Annotated in this window: 3 protein-coding genes, 1 tRNA gene and 1 pseudogene; all 5 read right to left on the minus strand. The window is 40.3% G+C overall.

The genetic code is table 11. The annotated features are described in order from the left end of the window. On the minus strand, positions 1-948 hold a 948-nt coding region (locus Q0F90_RS08520), incomplete at its 3' end, for a Nif3-like dinuclear metal center hexameric protein (RefSeq protein WP_296004756.1). A 15-nt stretch (positions 949-963) separates the two neighbouring features. After that, positions 964-1695, minus strand: coding sequence for a class I SAM-dependent methyltransferase (locus Q0F90_RS08525; RefSeq protein ID WP_296004758.1), 732 nt, complete (start codon positions 1693-1695; stop codon positions 964-966). A 71-nt stretch (positions 1696-1766) separates the two neighbouring features. After that, positions 1767-1841, minus strand: a tRNA-Ile gene (locus tag Q0F90_RS08530). 66 nt (positions 1842-1907) lie between these two features. Beyond that, positions 1908-2471: a GTP cyclohydrolase I FolE gene (gene folE, locus Q0F90_RS08535; RefSeq protein ID WP_119209248.1), complete on the minus strand. Its 564-nt coding sequence runs from the start codon at positions 2469-2471 to the stop codon at positions 1908-1910. 87 nt (positions 2472-2558) lie between these two features. Next, positions 2559-2922: pseudogene (locus Q0F90_RS08540) on the minus strand (7-carboxy-7-deazaguanine synthase QueE); the annotation flags it as partial.

A 2922-nucleotide genomic window follows, 5' to 3' on the forward strand; every position in this document is an offset into this window, starting at 1 on the left:
TGGTAGCATAAATGAATAACCTAGTTTAATGTATGCATCCACATGCAATCGAGCCGCATCTTTAATAAATTCAGCACCAGCTCCAGAGCATAACGCAATCGATTGAATCTCCTTAGGTGCAATACCAGCGAAGCGAATATTTGCCAGTGGCAAAGCTTCTTGTACCCATTCACGGAAGGTATCTAAACTTAATGCATTTGGCAAGCGACCTACTCTACCTAAATACTGAGTAGAAGCGGTAGGCTCTATCAAGGATACAACTTCATAAGCCACTTCTTCATAAGGATGTGCTGCTTTCATAGCCTCAATCACTTGGCTTAAATGGGTACCATCAACGATAGTATTTACTTGTACCTCAGGTGCCACCGTTAACGCACCTGCTTCACCGATAACAGGATTAGAATCTTCGTTACCAATAAAGCGACCTTCACCGTGAATACTAAAGCTACAGTGCTCATAGTTACCAATTTTTCCTGCCCCTGCATTCCCCATAGCATGACGAACTGCATCAGCAGAGCTTTCAGGTACAAAGGTCGTCACCTTATACAATGCATCTTCGCCAGTTTTAACAAAACCCTTTATATCTATAAGCCCTAATTGATTCGCTAACATATCGTTAAGACCACCTGGGGCAATATCGAGATTTGTATGAGCACTATAAACGGCAATCTTATGCTGAATCAACTGATGAATCATGCGACCTTGCACGGTATCAAAAGATAGCTGTTTTAACCCCTTAAAAATAAGTGGATGGTGGCTAACAATCAAATTATAGTTATGCTCAATAGCATAGGTGATAGCTTCCTCTGTAACATCTAAGGTCGTTAATATACCTGTAACTACTGCATTACGATCGCCCACCATGAGACCTACATTATCCCAAGATTCAGCGTAGGAACGGGGCGCTAATTGTTCCATCAACGAAATAACATATTGAACTGTTGTCATATAACTCACTTCCTTCTATCTATTTTCTAAAAGACTACGAAGAAACGCTACTTCAGCATCTAGTTCCTTATATTTATCGGTATGACTCAATGTATCAGTCATCCCATCTAGTGCACATTGGCGTTGATACATCAAATACTCAATATATTTATGCCAAAGAGGTGGGCGTTCTTGTTCTAAAAGAGCACCTACAGACCATAACAAGGAATCCTCTGGCAATGATGCATACACATTTTCATGATTTGCTGTGCCCGTATAGTTTTCTAGGCAATCTTCGCGAATCGCTAAAAACGCAGTGTATAATTTCCCTGCATCTTCAACAATAATTTCAAGAACGATAACATAGCCCCTTTGCACCATATACTGACGCAATTCTTTTTGCCCATTTTGTGGTTGTAACACATAGAACTCTAATGGTTCAGGCCCTGCATCTACGATATCGCGCATCAAAAAACCGCCCATACCACAGCAAATGGCACCATTTAGCTCGCCCTTCTGCGTTACCTTGAGACCATCCCCTAAACGGCAATCCACCTTAGACTCAAGCCCACGGGACTTAACATATTCTTTTGCAGATTCTAAAGGTCCTTTATGCACATCCCCAGCGACGACAAATTCAGCACGACCACGATTAATGAGCTCTACCGCTAAGTAGCCATGATCTGTACCAATATCTGCAATAGCATGAGCCTTTGGCACGATTGAAAACACCGCTTCTAAGCGGTCCATCATAGGTCTAGGTTCCATAATATCCTCTACTATTAGTATATAAAAATAACCGCCCTTGAATTCTCAAGGACGGTAGATATCAACATAATTGGTGGGCCCACCTGGGTTCGAACCAGGGACCGACCGGTTATGAGCCGGTTGCTCTACCCCTGAGCTATAGGCCCACAGTTAGTTTCTAGCTTATTAATTATACCGAATAGGCTAGTACTAAGTCAAGGCACACCGCATTTCTATGACTGTTTCATGAGCATAAAACGATGAATCATATTATCTTCGTTAAACACACCTTTTGTGGCTAGTGTCGTCGTTTGACTATCGGTCGATTTAATGCCTCGCGCACTCATACAACTATGGGAGGATGTAATATGAACAATTACATCTTCAGAGCCTGTTGCTAAAGAGATGACTTCAGCAATGTCTTCTCCAATTTTCTCTTGCAATTGTAAACGCTTACAACACATTTCTGCAATGCGAGGAATCTTAGATAAGCCAATAACTCGACCTTTCGGAATATAACCGATACTGATGCTCATATCATACATGAGCGCCATATGATGCTCGCAATGAGAGAAGCAAGTAATATCCTTAACTACTACCATTTGATTTGTATCTACTGCAAAGGTCTTGCCATACATTTCAGCAATCTCAGCATTTGTATACTGAATCCCTTCGTATACTTCTTCCATCATTTGTGCTACGCGCTTTGGTGTTTCCAACAATCCTTCACGGTTAGGGTCCTCGCCCAAGGCTTCTAGCAATTGATATATAAGCGATTCTATTTTTTCTGTATCCATATGTTCCCCTTTATATCAAAATGTTATCATACCTCAATACATCATACTATGTTGCGTAAGATACTAATACTACACATCCTAAATACACTATACACCTTTCGCATCTGGATCCCATATAAATTTATGGATTTGCAGTTGAAATCGCACATTCTGTAAGTTATATGTTTTCATATAATCGATAATAGATGCGGCTTCAATTTTACCCCACACAGGCGACACATAAATTTGGGCCTTTGTAGGATGTTCATTGATGATACGACGCATACAATCCAAGTCCTCTACAGAACCGACTACAAATTTAATTAAATCTTGTTTTCTAGAAACTTTAAATATATCTAAATTCATAGACTCTTCTGCCAAAGATGTTGGCGTCTTGTAATCGTAGGTAAACCACACATTATCTCTGTGAAAGCTCGGTATAATAGTACCATTTGTTTCAATATTGAAATCG

Source organism: uncultured Veillonella sp. (genome assembly GCF_934190855.1).
Taxonomy (GTDB): Bacteria; Bacillota; Negativicutes; order Veillonellales; family Veillonellaceae; genus Veillonella.

Coding starts and splice junctions, on each gene's coding strand:
- Q0F90_RS08525 (WP_296004758.1), bottom strand. CDS start 1,695: ATGGAACCTAGACCTATGATGGACCGCTTAGAAGCGGTGTTTTCAATC.
- folE (WP_119209248.1), bottom strand. CDS start 2,471: ATGGATACAGAAAAAATAGAATCGCTTATATATCAATTGCTAGAAGCC.